This is a genomic window from Pseudoalteromonas sp. Ld19 (assembly GCF_045064135.1).
Lineage (GTDB): Bacteria > Pseudomonadota > Gammaproteobacteria > Enterobacterales > Alteromonadaceae > Pseudoalteromonas > Pseudoalteromonas aliena.
Genome location: NZ_JBISHA010000022.1, coordinates 74,843 through 91,582 on the forward strand (window position 1 = coordinate 74,843; position 16,740 = coordinate 91,582).

12 protein-coding genes and 5 tRNA genes are annotated in these 16,740 nt (G+C 41.4%); 1 reads left to right on the forward strand and 16 read right to left on the reverse strand.

Annotated elements, in window-relative coordinates; all coding sequences use genetic code 11:
* Nucleotides 1-237: 237 nt before the first annotated feature.
* The 14 genes from ACJJVZ_RS17205 to xerD all read right to left on the reverse strand — a co-directional run bounded on the left by ACJJVZ_RS17205 (nt 238) and on the right by xerD (nt 13,434).
* Nucleotides 238-1,614, reverse strand: a complete 1,377-nt coding sequence (locus ACJJVZ_RS17205; protein ID WP_149606911.1) for a Na+/H+ antiporter NhaC family protein — start codon at nt 1,612-1,614, stop codon at nt 238-240.
* Nucleotides 1,615-1,805: 191 nt separating this feature from the next.
* Complete coding sequence (pbp4b, locus tag ACJJVZ_RS17210; RefSeq protein ID WP_294122277.1) at nt 1,806-3,464, reverse strand: penicillin binding protein PBP4B; 1,659 nt, start codon at nt 3,462-3,464, stop codon at nt 1,806-1,808.
* Nucleotides 3,465-3,473: 9 nt separating this feature from the next.
* Nucleotides 3,474-4,649 carry an exo-beta-N-acetylmuramidase NamZ domain-containing protein gene (locus ACJJVZ_RS17215; RefSeq protein ID WP_405602201.1) on the reverse strand — a complete coding sequence of 392 codons (1,176 nt, stop codon included), beginning with the start codon at nt 4,647-4,649 and terminating at the stop codon, nt 3,474-3,476.
* Between the two features lie 1,012 nt (nt 4,650-5,661).
* Nucleotides 5,662-5,738, reverse strand: a tRNA-Arg gene (locus tag ACJJVZ_RS17220).
* A gap of 115 nt (nt 5,739-5,853) precedes the next feature.
* Nucleotides 5,854-5,930, reverse strand: a tRNA-Arg gene (locus ACJJVZ_RS17225).
* A 148-nt stretch (nt 5,931-6,078) separates the two neighbouring features.
* A tRNA-Arg gene (locus ACJJVZ_RS17230) sits at nt 6,079-6,155 on the reverse strand.
* A gap of 179 nt (nt 6,156-6,334) precedes the next feature.
* Nucleotides 6,335-6,411: transfer RNA gene (locus tag ACJJVZ_RS17235), tRNA-Arg, on the reverse strand.
* Between the two features lie 38 nt (nt 6,412-6,449).
* Nucleotides 6,450-6,542: transfer RNA gene (locus ACJJVZ_RS17240), tRNA-Ser, on the reverse strand.
* A 119-nt stretch (nt 6,543-6,661) separates the two neighbouring features.
* Complete coding sequence (locus ACJJVZ_RS17245; protein ID WP_138584985.1) at nt 6,662-6,853, reverse strand: hypothetical protein; 192 nt, start codon at nt 6,851-6,853, stop codon at nt 6,662-6,664.
* Nucleotides 6,854-7,125: 272 nt separating this feature from the next.
* Complete coding sequence (lysS, locus tag ACJJVZ_RS17250; protein WP_405602204.1) at nt 7,126-8,661, reverse strand: lysine--tRNA ligase; 1,536 nt, start codon at nt 8,659-8,661, stop codon at nt 7,126-7,128.
* A gap of 26 nt (nt 8,662-8,687) precedes the next feature.
* Nucleotides 8,688-9,786 (reverse strand): peptide chain release factor 2 gene (prfB, locus tag ACJJVZ_RS17255; RefSeq protein ID WP_405602207.1). Its coding sequence is split into 2 segments (ribosomal slippage): nt 8,688-9,710 and nt 9,712-9,786, totalling 1,098 coding nucleotides; the frame shifts between segments, so codons are not numbered across the junction.
* Between the two features lie 132 nt (nt 9,787-9,918).
* The gene (recJ, locus tag ACJJVZ_RS17260) at nt 9,919-11,640 is read right to left on the reverse strand and encodes a single-stranded-DNA-specific exonuclease RecJ (RefSeq protein ID WP_405602210.1); all 1,722 of its coding nucleotides are present in this window, start codon (nt 11,638-11,640) and stop codon (nt 9,919-9,921) included.
* 78 nt (nt 11,641-11,718) lie between these two features.
* Nucleotides 11,719-12,447: a bifunctional protein-disulfide isomerase/oxidoreductase DsbC gene (gene dsbC / locus ACJJVZ_RS17265; RefSeq protein ID WP_182703099.1), complete on the reverse strand. Its 729-nt coding sequence runs from the start codon at nt 12,445-12,447 to the stop codon at nt 11,719-11,721.
* A 60-nt stretch (nt 12,448-12,507) separates the two neighbouring features.
* Nucleotides 12,508-13,434, reverse strand: coding sequence for a site-specific tyrosine recombinase XerD (gene xerD / locus ACJJVZ_RS17270; protein WP_077537000.1), 927 nt, complete (start codon nt 13,432-13,434; stop codon nt 12,508-12,510).
* A gap of 94 nt (nt 13,435-13,528) precedes the next feature.
* On the opposite strand from xerD, the gene fldB reads away from it, so the two are divergent.
* On the forward strand, nt 13,529-14,050 hold the full coding sequence (fldB, locus tag ACJJVZ_RS17275) for a flavodoxin FldB (RefSeq protein ID WP_405602696.1): 522 nt from the start codon (nt 13,529-13,531) through the stop codon (nt 14,048-14,050).
* 39 nt (nt 14,051-14,089) lie between these two features.
* Here the strand turns inward: fldB and ACJJVZ_RS17280 are convergent, their stop codons facing one another.
* Both ACJJVZ_RS17280 and ACJJVZ_RS17285 read right to left on the reverse strand, forming a co-directional pair.
* Nucleotides 14,090-14,536: a DUF2147 domain-containing protein gene (locus tag ACJJVZ_RS17280; RefSeq protein WP_405602214.1), complete on the reverse strand. Its 447-nt coding sequence runs from the start codon at nt 14,534-14,536 to the stop codon at nt 14,090-14,092.
* A 141-nt stretch (nt 14,537-14,677) separates the two neighbouring features.
* Nucleotides 14,678-16,687: an alpha-amylase family protein gene (locus ACJJVZ_RS17285; protein ID WP_405602217.1), complete on the reverse strand. Its 2,010-nt coding sequence runs from the start codon at nt 16,685-16,687 to the stop codon at nt 14,678-14,680.
* Nucleotides 16,688-16,740: the final 53 nt, after the last annotated feature.

Genomic DNA, 16,740 nt, shown 5'->3' on the forward strand with positions numbered 1-16,740 from the left:
CCTTATATGAGTTGAAAAGTAAGAATTGCCAGCTATCAAAAAGCTTAAAGCTCATGCTATACAATAACCTAAAAAATATAAATACGGGTACTTAAGTCTATAATTAAATAGTTTTTCTAATAATTATAGAGCCTTTGAGTTTGGTCTTGCTTGGCTCTATCTTAATTAGCTTTATTTATTTTGAAAACAAAAAAGCCTGCGACTAAGCAGGCTTTTTAGTATTTAAATAATCAAATTTTACAAAACAATAATGCTTGTTACTAAGTACGCTAAAAACGTAAGGCCACCACCAAATAAGGCATACGGTAGCTGCGTTTTAACGTGGGTGAGTAAGTCACATCCCGATGCAATAGCCGATACAGCGCTGGTGTCGGATATAGGCGAGCAATGATCGCCAAATATACCACCACCCAAAATAGCACCAACAACAAGCGATGGCGGTAAACCTAGCGCTTGAATAAGTGGCACGCCAATTGGGATTAATATGGCAAACGTGCCCCACGATGTACCCGTAGTAAACGACATTACTGCGCCAGTTAAAAACAGCACCGGTACTATTAAGTAAATAGGTAGGTAGTCGCCAACAAGCGATGCTACAAATACACCAGTACCCAACTCTTTTAAGCTTGCGCCAAGTGTAAGCGAAAGCAGTACAATGGCGACTAATGGCATTAATTCGCCCATACCTTTAAAACCGGTATCAACTAATTGATGATGCGTAAATTTACGTGAGCCAATCATTAAAAAGTAAGCGACAACAATGGCTAAAACCGTTGCATATAATACTGATTTAGAGCCGCTGCCCTCGGCTAGTACACCATTTCCGGTGTAATACATAAAGCCAACCATGCTGGTAATAAGCGTAATAAGCGGGATTAACATGTAACGCGCTTTAGAGCCTTTTACTTCTTCTTTTAAGTCAGTTGTTTGAAGCTCTAGTTTTTCTTCGGCTTCTTTCATTGGGCCATGCACTTTATCAAACGCGATGGTATAAAAAACAATGGCAAGGGTAATTATGGCGTAAAAGTTATACCCAACGCTGCCCCACAACACCGATACAGCCGACTCACCTAGCTCGTAGTTACCTAACAAACCAAGTACAAATGCACCCCAGCCATTAAGTAGTATTAAAATACACACTGGCGCACTGGTGCTATCAATAATGTACGCTAGGCGCGCTCGGCTCATTTTAAATTTGTCGAATAAGCCACGCGATAAAATCCCTGAGGTGAGTACGCTCAAGTTAGATTCTATAAACACCGCAATGCCGGTAAACATGGTTAAAAATCCCACTTGGCGCTTACTTTTTGCAATACCTTTGTTCATTAGCATATTAACCGTTGCTGCAACGCCGCCAGATTCGCGAATGTAGGCAAGCAAGGCACCTATTAAAATACTAAATATTAATATGCGTGTATTACCTGGCGAGCTGGCAACCGAAATAATACGCTCAATGGTATTTAAAAAAGTGTCAAACAAGCTATTACCTTCGCCCTGAAAGGCGAGTAAAAACTCAGAAGAAGCAACAGCAACAAGTAGCGCCATAATCACTTCTTTTCGCCAAAACACGATAGCAATCGCAATTAGCGGCGGTAAAATAGAATACCAATGCATAAAAAGTTAACCTTAATTATTAGCGAGCCACTCTCGCTTTGTACGCGTTTTATCGCTTATTTGTTAAGCCTAGCAGCTTAAACTGGCTTAGATTTGTAAACCGCTTAGCTTAATGGATTGCCTTACTCAAGTCACCTGTAAATAAATCACTTAGAGTAATGCTGTTAGTACGTTTTAACCTATACGATAGCTTATTGATTTAGTAGCGCTTCATAAATAAGCGACACTACCGATCCGTACTGCGCGGTTTCAAATTGTTTACCTGTAAATTCGTAACGTTTTAGCGAGCCTTTAATTGCACTATGGCGAGCATTGGTAAGTAAAACAATAGCTAAATCGTAAGCGGGGTCTATTACGGTTACTGTGCCTGTCCAACCGGTGTGGCCATAAGCCTGCGCGCTTGCATAAGGACCAAAGTGCCAACGCCTTGCTTGGTTATTACCGGCAAGCCTAAAGCCAAGCCCGTAGGTTTCATCGCTTGATTGCGGCGTTAAAAATTGGGCTAAAGCGCTTGCACTAAATAATTGTTGGTCGCCGTAGCCACCATTATTTAATAATAGCTGGCAAAGCACAGCTAAGTCGTGGGCGTTACTAAATAGCCCCGCATGCCCTGCTACGCCATCAAGTGAATAATAAGCGCGCTCGTCATGCACTTGGCCTTGTAAAACAGTGGTGCGAACATTATCAAACTTAATACGCCCGTCTCGTGTGTTGCCGCTAAGCTCAGTGGCTGCAAATTGCTGCGGCTTAAAGCCTTTTTTAAGTGGATTAAATAACGTGTTAGTTAATTTTAGTGGCGCATACACTTGCTGCTCTAGGTATTCGTCAAGAGGCTGCCCTGTAATGCGCTCAATGAGTACGCCTAAAATCATGTAATCAATATCTGAGTAAACATGCTGCCCAGATGATTTACTACTAAAAGGCACGCTGGTAAGTAATAGCTGTTTGGTCGTTTTACTATTTTGCGAATAAAACGCATCGCCGTAACTGCCATCTTTGCGATGGAAGTCAAATACCGGCGGGTATCCGGCGCTGTGAGTGAGTAACTCTTTTACTGTACGTTGTACTCGCCCTTCGCCTTTATACTCGCTTAGGTAGCTTTGCACGGGTTTATTAATATTTAATAGCCCTTCGCTTACTAGTTTCATAAGTGCAAAGTTGGTGGCAAATATTTTGGTGTTTGAGGCCAAATCAAACAAGGTATTAGTTTGCATTGGTTCTGGGCGAAGTAGCATTAAGTCACTTTGCTGATATTGTTTTGCATCGCCATAGGCGGTTAACTTTATTAGCTCGCCATTTTTAACAACAGCCAATACAGCCCCAGGAAAACCTGCTTTTACATCGCGTCCAATTAATGTGTCTACTTCAGTAAAATCTATATGCTTTTTTGGTTCATCACTTAAAGTAGGAAATGCAAAACGCAGTGTTAAGCTTGCGCCAGCAGGGAGAATATTTTCAACTTTAAAGGTATTAACACCATTGTGAGTATTTTTTGCCAAACTGTAATTGTATAAGGTGTTGGCGCTCAGTTGGCTAACGTCGAGCTTTTGATTATTAATGTAAATATCGGCGCTTTGTGCGTTGTGGTTTTGTATTAATAATTGCCCGCGCCCTTTGTAAGCTTTAAACGTCCCTCGATTATTTACATAAAACCGGCTACTTGGGTTTACCTCAGGAAACGTTACAACCACTTGTGCATTAGGCAGCTCTACAAGTTGGCTTTTTGTAAGTGGTAGCACCGAGCTAATAGGCTCAGGTGGCGTACTACAACCCACAACAATAAAGCTTAACGCCGCTATAAATGCATTTTTTATATAACTATACCTTTTATTTTTTAAAGCAATAAACATGCTTAGCCCTTATTTATATAACAAGTAAGGCGCTCTTTGCGCTTTAAATTGCGCAAGCCCCGCCTGCCAGCTTTGTTTTATTTGCGCTTCTGATTGCCCTGCTTCAATAGCTAAGCGCAATTTATTAGTACCCGCTAGTTTATCCATAAAGTCAGCGCGCTCAAAAAACGAGATGTTGTTTTTACTAAGCTCCGTGTACGCATTTATTAAGTAAGTTAAATTTAAACCTGTAATATTTGCTTGTCTTAAATCGAGCCCTTGCACGGTTTGGTTTTTAAATTTAGGGTTTAAAGCAGCGCCTTTAATTGCGCGCGGTGTAAAACTAAAATCGCCCAATGTAATTGGCGAGTAACCAATTACCTGAAACGCAAAGTCGGTGCCTCTACCAATACTAATAGGCGTTGCTTCAAAAAAGCAAAGTGATGGGTAAAGTGCAATGGCTTGATCGTTAGGCAAATTAGGGCTGGGTTTTACAGGCAAACTATAAGCACTTTTGCGAGTATAATGATCAACAGGGATCACGGTTAATTTTAAATCGGGCGCTTTATTGATCCAGCCCTCGCCCTTGATCATTTTGGCAAGTTCGCCAACGGTCATACCGTGTAATACAGGAATTGGGTGCATGCCTACAAACGATTTAAATTCTGGCTCTAATATTGGTCCATCAACGTAGGCAATATTTGGGTTGGGTCTGTCGAGTACTAAAAATTCTATCCCCTGCTCTGCAGCGGCTTCCATCATGTAGTGCATAGAGCTTATGTAGGTATAAAAACGTACGCCTACATCTTGAATATCAAAAATAATGACATCAACATCGGCTAAAGCAGCTTGGCTTGGTTTTTTATTTTTACCGTAAATAGAAATAAGCGGAATACCGGTTTTGCTATCAACGGCATTTTTTACATGGGCGCCCGCATCGTGATCGCCGCGAAAGCCATGCTCAGGTGCAAAAATTTTAGTTATGTTTATGTTTTTCGTCAGCAGAGCATCGACTAAGTGAGTTTGCCCTACCGTTGATGTTTGATTAACTACTAGCCCTACGCGTTTATTTTTTAACTGCGGTAAATATTTAGCGTATTGCTGCGCACCTACCACAAGAGAGTTATTAGCTTCGTTGGCTTGCACGCTTGGAATAAAAATAGCGCTAAAAATAAAAAATAACGTAATAAATAGGGTTTTAAACATACTGCAATATCCTTTTAAACAAGGCGTTTAAAATAACATAGGTAATATTAAAGAGCAGCTTTAGAAAAGGTTAAGTGGGCTTGAGTAGATATAGTAATTAGAAGCAGGCGCTTCTCACCCAAGCAAGCTCTGCGGCTACAACGATGAATAAGCTCGGAGTTTGGATTTAAAGATTAGGCTGGTTTTGCTTGTAGGCGTGCAGCTTGCTGACGCGACGAGCGAAGCTCGTAAATAAAGTATCAGTTATATCGGTGGTAAGTAATTAGAAGCTACCGCTTCTCACGCGAACAAGTTCTGCGTCTACAACGGATAAATAAGCTCGGAGTTTTAATTTAAAAGATTGGGCTGGTTTTGCTTGTAGGCGTGCAGCTTGCTGACGCGACGAGCGAAGCTCGTAAATAAAGTATCAGTTATATCGGTGGTAAGTAATTAGAAGCTACCGCTTCTCACGCGAGCAAGCTCAGCGTCTACAACGGATAAATAAACTCGGAGTTTGGATTTAAAGATTAGAGCTGTCTTTACTTGTAGGCGTGCAGCTTGCTGACGCGACGAGCAAAGCTCGTAAATGTTTTGCTCTGAGCGCTCGCTTCTCACGCGAACAAGCTCAGCGTCTACAACGGATAAATAAACTCGGAGTTTGGATTTAAAGATTAGAGCTGTCTTTACCTGTAGGCGTGCAGCTTGCTGACGCGACGAGCGAAGCTCGTAAATAAAGTACCAGTTATATCGGTGGTAAGTAATTAGAAGCTACCGCTTCTCACGCGAACAAGTTCTGCGTCTACAACGGATATATAAGCTCGGAGTTTGGATTTAAAGACTAGAGCTGTCTTTACTTGTAGGCGTGCAGCTTGCTGACGCGACGAGCGAAGCTCGTAAATAAAGTATCAGTGGTAAGTGATTAGAAGCTTACGCTTCTCACGCGAGCAAGCTCAGCGTCTACAGGTGGCTCTTTGTTATTTCACTTTATTTTAGGCACAAAAAAACCGACTTAATGTCGGTTTGTTTATGAAAGTGGTGGGCGCAGGAGGATTCGAACCTCCGACCGCTCGGTTCGTAGCCGAGTACTCTATCCAGCTGAGCTATGCACCCACTTTCATAGATTGCTTATTTAAACTCTAAGCAGAGCGTATAAATTCAGACATAAAAAAACCGATTTCCATCGGTTTATTTTTCTTACACTTAAAAGTGTACGAAAACATGAAAGTGGTGGGCGCAGGAGGATTCGAACCTCCGACCGCTCGGTTCGTAGCCGAGTACTCTATCCAGCTGAGCTATGCACCCGCTTTCATTTTTACTATTACTTTTTTATACTCTAAGTATGAGTCTATAAAGTGGTGGGCGCAGGACGTATCTTGTAAGAATGAACCTCCGACCGTTTGGCTTTAGCCAACACTTTACTTTTTTATACTCTAAGTATGAGTCTATAAAGTGGTGGGCGCAGGAGGATTCGAACCTCCGACCGCTCGGTTCGTAGCCGAGTACTCTATCCAGCTGAGCTATGCACCCACTTTATAGTTTACTTATTTTAACTCTAAGTAGAGCTTTTGCTTATTTAGACTCTAAGCAGAGTTATTAAAGTATGGTGGGCGCAGGACGTATCTTGTAAGAATGAACCTCCGACCGCTTGGTTATAAAGCCAAACACTTTAATTGCTTATTTAAGCTCTAAGCAGAGTTATTAAAGTATGGTGGGCGCAGGAGGATTCGAACCTCCGACCGCTCGGTTCGTAGCCGAGTACTCTATCCAGCTGAGCTATGCACCCATACTTTAAAAATTCACAAAACACGCCATTAAAAGAAATGGTGGAGAGGGAGGGATTCGAACCCTCGATAGAGCTACAAACTCTATACTCCCTTAGCAGGGGAGCTCCTTCGGCCACTCGGACACCTCTCCGTCTTGTGGGGCGTATAATAAAGATTTAAGAAAATATGTCAAACACTTTTCTACCAAAAGTGGTTATATGGTTATAGATCACACATATGATTGGTTTTAAAGTGTAATTAGTTTGATTATTAAACTAACTTTGAGTCTTTGCTAACAGCAGTAATACCCTGCGCTGGTACTAAATCGTCAGTTAAGCTTGCTAAATACTGCTCTTGATACCCCAATTGCTGAAATTCAGCGATACACGCTCTGTAGTAAGCTTGTCGTTCTTGCTCAGTTGTACAAGGCTCTAGTGGCTCTTCAACTCGTTTATTTTTCATTTTATTATTTTATAAGTCCATTTAAGTATTTGTATTTAAAGCATCGATTACAGACTGCCTAAAATTTAGCCACAGTGTAGCTAAGAATTTTACATAAATACAACATAAGGTTAAAAGAAGTCATATCAAAAAGTTATATCACTGCCGTTTTTGATACTAAAAACTGTAATAACAATAAATTAATGAAGCTGAATTTCGTATTAACCAACCCTAAACACAAAAACGCCGCTATTAAGCGGCGTTTATTAACTTACGTTGTTTTATCCAAAAGCTTAGTCGGCTTGTGGACGCATATGCGGGAACAAAATAACGTCTTTAATTGTTGATGAGTCAGTAAACAACATGACTAAACGGTCAATACCAATACCTTCACCTGCCGTTGGCGGTAAGCCGTACTCAAGTGCGCGTATATAGTCTTCATCGTAATGCATTGCTTCATCATCGCCTGCGTCTTTCTCTTCAACTTGACGAGTAAAACGCTCAGCTTGGTCTTGTGCATCATTAAGCTCAGAGAAACCATTTGCAAGTTCACGACCGCCAACAAAAAACTCAAAGCGATCTGTAACAAATGAGTTTTCGTCGTTACGGCGTGCAAGTGGAGATACTTCCCACGGGTAGCCAGTAATAAACGTAGGTTGAATAAGCATGTGCTCTGCTGTTTCTTCAAATATTTCACATAAGAACTTACCAGGGCCCCAAACACAGTTTTCAGGAATTTTAACATGCACTTGTTTAGCGTACGCTTTTAATTCGTCAAAGTGGTTTTCTGGGTCGTTAAATACCGCAGCATCAAACTCAGGGTTATATTTTAAGATGGCGTCCGCCATGCTTAAACGTGTAAACGGTTGGCCAAAGTCATACTCAACCGAGTCTGTAACTTCACCGTTTTCGTCTTTGGTTGTATTTATAACGATTGGACTACCCAATACGTTAGTTGCAACTGTACGTAGCATGTCCTCGGTGATGTTCATCAGGTCGATGTAATCAGCGTATGCTTGGTAAAATTCAATCATTGTGAATTCTGGATTGTGACGTGTAGATAATCCTTCGTTACGGAAGTTACGGTTAATTTCAAATACACGGTCAAAACCACCTACCACTAAGCGCTTTAAGTAAAGCTCTGGCGCTATACGTAGATACATATCGATATCAAGCGCATTATGGTGAGTCACAAACGGACGCGCAGATGCGCCGCCAGGTATAACCTGTAGCATGGGTGTTTCTACTTCCATAAAGTCACGGTCTGCTAAAAAGCGACGAATGCCTTCAACAACTTGTGAACGGATACGGAATGTTTCGCGCGTTGCTTCGTTAGTGATTAAATCAACATAACGTTGGCGATACTTTGTTTCTTGATCCGATAAGCCATGGAATTTTTCAGGCAATGGACGAAGTGACTTAGTTAATAGTTGATACTCTGTCATTTCTACGTATAAATCGCCTTTACCCGATTTATTTAACGCGCCTTTAACACCAATAATATCGCCAGTGTCTAGCTGACCATATTTTTCTTTAAGATCTTTTTGGACATCTTTAGATGCATACGCTTGTACGCGACCTTTCATGTCTTGAATTACAAAAAACGGTCCACGCTTTGCTAAAATACGGCCAGCAATAGACACAACTTCTTGTAGCTCAACTAATTCTTCTTTGCTCTTATCACCAAACTGGGCTTGCAAATCAGCCGTGTAATGCTCACGACGGAATTGGTTTGGATGACCGTTGGCTGGGCAATTTTCACGTATCGCGTCTAACTTGCCGCGACGCTCAGCGATTAACTTGTTTTCGTCTTGGATTTTATCAGTCATTTTTTAGCTCTTTATTAGCTTGGTGGTTATAGGCCAGATTTAAGGCTGGCTTCAATAAATTTATCTAAGTTACCGTCAAGTACAGATTGGGTATTGCGGTTTTCAACGCCGGTGCGTAAATCTTTAATGCGTGCGTCATCAAGTACGTATGAACGAATTTGACTACCCCAACCAATATCAGATTTAGCGTCTTCTTGCGTTTGTTTTTCAGCATTTTGCTGTTGTAGCTCAAGCTCAAATAATTTGGCTTTTAACTGCTTCATCGCTTGGGCTTTATTTTTATGCTGCGAACGCTCGTTTTGACACTGCACTACGGTATTTGTTGGTACGTGAGTAATACGAACCGCTGATTCGGTGGTGTTAACGTGCTGACCACCCGCGCCCGATGCACGATAAACATCTATACGTAGGTCTGACGGATTCATATCAATTTCAATATTATCGTCAATTTCTGGGTATACAAACGCAGAAGCAAACGAAGTATGACGACGACCACTTGAGTCAAACGGACTTTTACGCACTAAGCGATGTACGCCTGTCTCTGTACGTAACCAACCATAAGCATATTCGCCAACAAAGCGCACTGTTGCACCTTTAATACCGGCAACATCACCGTCGGTTGCTTCAACTAGCTCAACTTTAAAGCCTTTAGCCTCGCCCCAACGTAAATACATACGCAGTAGAATGTTACACCAGTCTTGTGCTTCAGTACCGCCAGAACCCGATTGTAAATCAAGGTACGCATCGTTTGAGTCATGAGGGCCTGAAAACATACGACGAAACTCTAAGCCTTCTAACTGCGCATTCAAATCAGCGAGTTCGCTTTGTGCTTCATCAAAGGTATCTTGATCTTCAGCTTCTACAGCAAGTTCAAGCAGGCCTTCAACGTCATCAGTACCGGCTACAAGGTTGTCGATTGTTTCAACAACCGCTTCTAGTGCTGATTTTTCACGGCCAAGCGCTTGTGCGCGTTCTGGCTCATTCCATACGGCTGAATCTTCCAGTTCGGCGTTAACTTCTTCTAAGCGTTCTTGTTTAAGAGCGTAGTCAAAGGTACCCCCGAAGCAATTCAGTACGTTCGCGAATTTCCTTGATTTGATTAATCACAGGATTCACTTCAAACATGGTCATTACTCCAAAATAGCTGATTTACGCGCGTTTATACCGCGTAAGTTATCGTCAAATGATAAAAAAGCCCGATTTTAACAAAAAAACGTGCGTTTTATTAGCCTTTTATGCATGCTTTGTGCATATTTTTTAATGCACTTTTTCAAGCTCTCTAACGATTAATTGCAGTGTAAATTTACCTCTAAACTCATTTATATCTAGCTGGTACGCTAGTTTTACAAACTTCGCTTCTGTGTCGGGCCACTCTTTTACATCAATACCAAAAGCAATCGCGTCAACTAACCGCCCTGATTGATGTTTTAACACCAGCTTTAAATGCTTTTCGCCGACTATACGCTGCTGTATTATTTCAAATGTATGCTCAAATACGGGCTCAGGGAATTGTTGCCCCCAAGGACCTGATTGCTTTAATAGCTGAGCAAACTCCATTGTAAAGCAGTCGTTTGGTAGCTCGCCATCGCTAAACACAATGCAACGTTTACTTTCTTCACTCAGTTGCGCACTAACAGCAACATCAAATGCTTTTTTAAAGTCGTTAAAATGTTGCTCGTTAATACTTAAACCGGCTGCCATGGCATGACCACCAAATTTATTGATTAAATGCGGGTCGGCAGTATTGAGTCCTTCGAGTAAATCGCGCATGTGTAGCCCTTCAATAGAACGACACGAGCCTTTTATTTCACCATTTTCGCCACCAGCAAATATAACCGTTGGGCGGTGATATTTTTCTTTTAAGCGACCTGCCAAAATACCAATAACACCTTGGTGCCAATCATCTTGAAACAAACAAATAGCATCCGGAATGTTGTCGTCGTTAAACGCGAGCCTATCAAGCACGGCCTGCGCCTGGGCTTGCATACCTTGCTCTATTTCGCGTCTTGCAAAGTTTAGGCTATCGAGCTCGCTCGCTATACTACGCGCTTGGTTTATGTCGGTACTTAGTAAACACGCTATACCCAAACTCATGTCATCTAATCGCCCTGCTGCATTTAAACGAGGCGCAAGTGAAAAACCAAAGTCGCTTGCACTTAAGCGAGCAGCATTGCGATTAGCCACTTCAATAAGCGCGGTAATACCTGGACGTGTTTTACCGCTGCGAATTCGTGCTAAGCCTTGATGTACTAAGGTGCGGTTGTTTGCATCAAGCGCGACAACATCAGCCACCGTACCAAGCGCTACAATGTCGAGTAAATTAGCTAAATTAGGTGGCGGTTGCTGCTCAAAATAACCAAGGTCTCGCATTACGCTTCTTAGCGCTATTAATAAGTAAAAAGCAACGCCAACGCCTGCAATAGATTTAGACGGGAAATCACACTCGTGCCTGTTTGGATTTACTATTGCATCCGCATTTGGTAGTTGTTCACCTTGCAAGTGGTGATCTGTTACCAGCACTTTTATGCCAACCGCTTTTAAAATATCAATACCGGCAATACACGATATGCCGTTATCTACGGTGATCACTAAATCAGGCTTTATTTGTACTATTTGCTCTGCAAGGGCTGGGCTTAAACCGTAGCCTAAGCTAAACCGATCCGGAATTAAGTAATCTAAATGCTTAAAGCCAAACATCGAAAGACCTTGCATTAAAGTGGCCGTACTCGTTGCACCATCGGCATCAAAATCGCCGACTATTAAAATGTGGCTTTGCGCTTTTAATGCTTCAATCAATAAATCGCTGGCTTTATCTATGTCTTTGAACAATTTAAAATCATGAAGCGTAGCTACGCTGTTATCTAGCTCATCGGCACTGAACACATGACGGTTCGCATAAATTTGTTTTATTACTGGGTGTAAATTACTCGGTAGATGTGAATCGTCAACGTTTTCGCGCGCAATGATCAGTTTTTTCATGCAGATTTTTAACTTATTTAGTCGTATTAAAAAGACAAAAAAAGGCCATAAAGGCCTTTTTATTAGTTATAAAGCGTATTATGACGCTTTATTAGCATCTAGGGCTGCTTTTAATGCTGCCGCTGGCTGATAACCTGGGATCATCGTACCATCTTCTAAAACAATAGCGGGTGTGCCGCTAATGCCAAAACTCTGACCAAGTTGGTAATGCTCAGCAATAGGTGCACTGCACCCTGCAATTACTTTAGTATCTGCGCCCGATTTAGCTTCTGTAAGTGCTTCTTGCTGATCTTTAGCACACCACACATTCATTAAGTCTGTATAACCAGAACCTTGCAGGCCACCACGTGGAAACGCAAGGTACTTAACGGTAATACCCGCTTCAAGTAAATCATCTAATTCGCGATGTAATTTACGACAGTAGCCACAGCTAATGTCAGTAAATACGGTAATGCTGTGCTTTTCGTTTGGTGCTTTGTACACAATCATCGAGTCTTCATAATCTTTAATACCCTCAACACGCACGCCGTTTAGCGCTTGCTCTGTTAAGTTATTTCGATTATTTAGGTCGATTAATGTACCTTGCATTAAAAATTGGCCATCTGGACTTGCATAAAGCACGCCTTTGTTGGTGATCAATTCTTTTAAGCCAGCGACTGGACTTGGATTAATTTGCTTAACTGTTACGCCTAAAGTCGCAAATTTAGTAACTATCGGATCAGTAGCATCTGGAGTAACAGTAACGCCATTTGCAAATGCACCAATGCTTGTGCACAACATGGCACCTGCTAACATTAATTTTTTCATAATTTTCTCTATTCCAAAAATACTTATAAATTGACCGGCTTAGTCGTAATAAATTTCAAATTAAGCGCGCGGATGATGCTGCGCGTGTACCGATTTTAGTCGTTCATTTGCAACATGGGTATAAATTTGTGTGGTTGATAAATCACTATGACCCAACATCATTTGTACTACACGTAAATCGGCTCCATGATTTAACAAATGCGTAGCAAACGCATGTCGCATAGTATGGGGCGATATTGGAGACTCCACAGCAGCCAAAATAGCATAGTGTTTAATTCTATGCCAAAAAGTTTGTCGCGTCATGCCAACACCGCGTTTAGACGGAAACACAAAATCGGTGGCATGCTTTATCATTTGCGCACGTCCACTCTTTAAAAATTGTTCAAGCCAATACATGGCTTCTTCGCCAAGCGGCACTAAACGCTCCTTATTACCTTTACCTTTTACAAACACAACCGCTTGGCGCAAGTTAATTTGCTCCATGCGCAGCCCAACAAGTTCACTCACACGCAAACCCGTTGCGTATAGCACCTCTAACATGGCTTTATCGCGCAGGCCCATAGCTTCTTCGGTGTTGGGCGCATTTAATAATGCTTCAACCTCTGCTTCTGAGAGTGTTTTAGGCAATGACTGCCCTGCTTTTGGCTGAGCAATATTTAGCATAGGTGAATCGCTAATTAGTTTTTCGCGTACAAAGTACTGATAAAAACGTTTTAAAGCACTAATACTACGCGCCGTGCTGCGTGGTTTTAAACCTAAATCGACTCGGTGGGCCAAGTAACTTTCTACATCAAGCCCCGTTACACTTAGTAAGTTTTCGCCTTTTAAAAACAGGCAAAATTTATCTAAATCACTGCGATAAGCACTTAATGTGTTTTCGCTTACGCCTTGCTCTAAGTACAGGCTATCTAAAAAGGTTTCTAGGTAGTCGCTATTACTGCTCATACTGCTATTATTTTCAGGAAAATCGTCAGATAGCGTTGTCACATTATGCTCTCATGCTTTGCTAAGGTATCAATTAAAAATACCTTACGGTAAACTTGAGCCTATCATATCAGGCAATTACACAGTGATAAATACGATGCAAATTGGTTTATTTTTTGGTTCTACCACGTGCTACACCGAAATGGCAGCAGAAAAGATTCGCGACATTATTGGTGCCGATATCGTTACCCTGCACAATATTAAAGACGAGCCACTAAAAAATGCAGAGCAGTACGACTTTATCATCTTTGGTATTTCAACATGGGATTTTGGTGAAATACAAGAAGACTGGGAGTCAAAATGGGATGACATAGCCGACGTAAACCTAAATGGTAAAACCATTGCTTTATTTGGCATGGGCGATCAACAAGGTTACGGGCAGTGGTTCCAAGATGCGCTAGGCATGCTTCACGATGAAATAAATACACAAACATTTACTCAACTTGGTTTTTGGCCAAACGATAGTAGCTACGAATTTGAAGCCTCAAAAGCACTCACGCCCGATGGCAAACAATTTGTAGGACTCGCGCTGGACGAAGACAGCCAATATGAGCTGAGTGACGACCGTATTGCGACTTGGGCTGAACAAGTAATGACTGAATACGGTGAAACGCTTTAATTTAAATTGCGTAGCTATTATTGCTACGCAACAAAGTAATTACTCAACTTTCAACCAATATTGGTTGCGGAAAAAAAAGCCAATATAGCCGCGAACTTCAAGCTTTTCACCTTCATCTTGCACTGTGAGTTGTAAGGTATAGGTTTTACCATTTGTTGGGTCGAGTATTTCACCATCTCCCCATACGTCATCCTCTTGTGCTTTTACATCAGTAATAATGGTCATTCCTAAAATAGGTTGATCTTTTAGCTCACCATCACACTTACTGCATATATCATTTTGTTTTGTAGGGTCTAGGATAGTTTCAACTTTACCACTTAAAACGCCGTTAGTTTGGGTAATACGCACATACGATTTAGCTTCACTAGTATCCTCATCAATCGTTTTCCAAAGCCCAACAGGTGTTATCGCAGCAAACACACTTTGGCTTGCCAAAACAATCGCAGAAAATGCACTTAGTAGTATTATTTTATTTAATTTTTTCATTGTGTTGTCTTAATTTAATGTAACTAATGAGTGAATCATAACAGGTGATTTATACACACACTATAAAAGAACAGTACCTAAAAAACCTAAACAAATCGGAATCGTTTGTTTAGGTTTAAATTTACAATGTTACGCTAAATTTTAAAAACTACGTGTTACTACGCTTGAGTTATTAAACTCAAATTTATTAATTTTTCCGCATTGCGCCATATGATTAGTACTCGCATAAGGTGTGTTAGCTTGAGTTATTGCAGCCTCCCACCCTTGGCCATTTTTAATAAATGCCTTTAGCTCAAACCAGCCATTAACTGCTTTACTACAATCCATATCGACATCAAGCATCCAATAGTGTTCGCCCCATATATTTAGTGGTGCAACACCAAAACCATCAGCGCTTAGCGTTTTTTCAGCTCCCCAGCCCTCAGGCCATGTTTTTGTTGTCCAGTCTGTGGCAGAGCCTTCTGCTTCGACACTTTGTCCATTTTCTATGCCATACCAATCAAGGTAATTATCATTTGTTTTCCAAAGGCTTGTTGTCACATTTTTTAAATTATTATGACGAATAGGCATTGCACATTCAAAGTTACTTGTTTGGCAATTTCGACCTAAATTTGCGTTTGCATAAGCATGATCTACACCACCACGCAAAAACATATCTTGCCCGCTTTGTGTTTGTGCATTAATAAAAACAACGGTTCGTTGCCAGTCACTCCCTGTATCTGGCGCAGAGCTTGTATTTAATTTAGAGTTTTTATGAATCGCCATTGCATCCCAAGCACCCACATTCAAATTAATAGTACCGTTAGCATTAACTGCTATAACCTCCCCACTACAACGCTTGCCATCAGCCGACAGTTCACCCTTTAGCACATTACAATATTGACCAGACGCCATATCAGTTTGGACAGTCGCATTGAGTGTAGAATCTTCTTTATTAATGGCCATATGACCGGAGCTACCGCGCCCAAACGCTATTTGATTATTTGTGTTATCCCACCAGTTTGTTACCGCCCAGTTATCGGCAGTGTTATTTCTAAAATCGACCCCGCCTGCAATATATGACCAGCGATGCTCACACTTCCAGTTACTACCAAAACACTCTAAGTTACCGCTATTATGGACCGATACATTTGGTCCACCAGCATCAGTATTTCCATGAAAATCATAACTCGACATTACTTTTGGATAACCATACGGATAAGCCAACATAAACACATTGGCTAAGTCGTATAAACGCCCATCTTCAAAGGTAATTACATTTCCCGCACCACCATGACCTCGCTGATTGTCGTGATTATCGACAAAAACGACGGCAGAAGAGCTAGGCATAAAGCCCCACCCTTCACCAAAGTTACTTAACCATGCAAGCGAACCCTTTCTGAAAGTATTACCTAGTTGGGTACTGTATTTAAATTCAGTTACTAAACCTGAGCTTAAATATTCAGAAGCACTCACAGCCTCCACACCTTGATCAATTACTTCGTGAAATATGACTGGTGAGCCGTTTATTTTCGTCTTTAAACTTTGAATATCACTTGCAGCAACGTGCTTTGCAGCATCAAACCGAAAGCCTTTTACGCCAATAGCTTGTAAGTCGTTAATATAGGCTGCCAAAGTATTTTGTACGTAGTTTGAAGCCGTATTTAAATCAGCAAGGCCGACAAGTTCGCAATTTTGCACTCGATAACGATTATTACCATAATCAGAATTGTTAATAGTGCAACTTTGATGAAAATCCTGAGGGCTATAAATAGGATAGCTTTTATTACCAAAACTATTACCCGCCGTGCCTGTACCACTTCCTGCTGCCATGTGGTTAATAAGTGTATCGACGTAAATATCAACCCCTGCTGCACTGCAGCGATTAACCATATCAATAAACTCTGCGCGGTTACCGCCACGACTTTTCAGCTCATAGCTAACAGGCTGGTAGCGTGTCCACCATTGACTCCCTGTGATGTGTTCATTTGGGGGAGAAACCTGTACCGCAGCATAGCCTTTCGGCCCTAAATACTGTTCGCATTCTTGCGCTACATCTTGCCAATTCCATTCAAATAAATGCACAAATGTAGTGGGAGCAGCACTAATAATATTGGGTAAGGTCAAGCCCAAACTTAAACCTGCGGTGGTGATGATTTTATTGAGTGTCATAGTGTGTGATCCAATTGTTGAACGAGTGAAACAGCGCACTCGCGTTATTTACA

Coding starts and splice junctions, on each gene's coding strand:
- recJ (WP_405602210.1), bottom strand. CDS start 11,640: ATGAAAAAACTGATCATTGCGCGCGAAAACGTTGACGATTCACATCTA.
- fldB (WP_405602696.1), top strand. CDS start 13,529: ATGCAAATTGGTTTATTTTTTGGTTCTACCACGTGCTACACCGAAATG.
- ACJJVZ_RS17205 (WP_149606911.1), bottom strand. CDS start 1,614: ATGCATTGGTATTCTATTTTACCGCCGCTAATTGCGATTGCTATCGTG.
- ACJJVZ_RS17245 (WP_138584985.1), bottom strand. CDS start 6,853: ATGAAAAATAAACGAGTTGAAGAGCCACTAGAGCCTTGTACAACTGAG.
- dsbC (WP_182703099.1), bottom strand. CDS start 12,447: ATGAAAAAATTAATGTTAGCAGGTGCCATGTTGTGCACAAGCATTGGT.
- pbp4b (WP_294122277.1), bottom strand. CDS start 3,464: ATGTTTATTGCTTTAAAAAATAAAAGGTATAGTTATATAAAAAATGCA.
- lysS (WP_405602204.1), bottom strand. CDS start 8,661: ATGACTGATAAAATCCAAGACGAAAACAAGTTAATCGCTGAGCGTCGC.
- ACJJVZ_RS17215 (WP_405602201.1), bottom strand. CDS start 4,649: ATGTTTAAAACCCTATTTATTACGTTATTTTTTATTTTTAGCGCTATT.
- ACJJVZ_RS17285 (WP_405602217.1), bottom strand. CDS start 16,687: ATGACACTCAATAAAATCATCACCACCGCAGGTTTAAGTTTGGGCTTG.
- ACJJVZ_RS17280 (WP_405602214.1), bottom strand. CDS start 14,536: ATGAAAAAATTAAATAAAATAATACTACTAAGTGCATTTTCTGCGATT.